General features: G+C 61.5%; 2 protein-coding genes. Both read left to right on the top strand.

Annotated elements, in window-relative coordinates:
- On the top strand, positions 1-222 hold a 222-nt coding region (locus AACY45_RS28670; protein WP_339548851.1), incomplete at its 5' end, for an ATP-binding protein.
- Positions 192-441, top strand: a 250-nt coding sequence (locus AACY45_RS28665) for a hypothetical protein (protein ID WP_339548850.1), incomplete at its 3' end; no start/stop codon positions are given. The genes AACY45_RS28670 and AACY45_RS28665, both read left to right, overlap by 31 nt.

The raw sequence follows: 441 nt of genomic DNA, 5'->3' as shown, positions 1-441 counted from the left end.
TTCTTTACGACCCGGCGCAATGAAGGCGGGACGGGACTTGGCCTCCATATCGTCTATAACCTCGTCACCCGGCAGCTGGGCGGACGGATGATGCTGGAATCCAAGCTGGGACAGGGCACCACTTTTCGCATTATCATGCCCCGCCTCGCCAAGGGCGGCGCGCCAAGCACAGAGACTGACGGGACTTCCCAATGGCCGAACAGGACGATGTCCTCCACCTGATCGAGGATAGCGGAGTTGACCAGGACGACCATTCGGCCCGGAAGTGGAAGATCGCCGTCATCGACGACGATCATGCGGTGCATGAGAGCACCCGCTTTGCGCTGTCCGACTACAATCTGAACGGACAGGGACTGGAGATCCTGTCGGCCTATTCCGCAGCGGAAGGCCGCACCCTGATGCGGGAGCATCCGGACGTCGCGGCCGTGCTGCTCGACTTCA

It is taken from the genome of Pseudomonas sp. RA_35y_Pfl2_P32, assembly GCF_963970735.1.
Taxonomy (GTDB): domain Bacteria; phylum Pseudomonadota; class Gammaproteobacteria; order Pseudomonadales; family Pseudomonadaceae; genus Aquipseudomonas.
The sequence above is the reverse complement of the archived record's forward strand: the minus strand, read 5'-3'. Positions and strand labels throughout refer to the sequence as shown.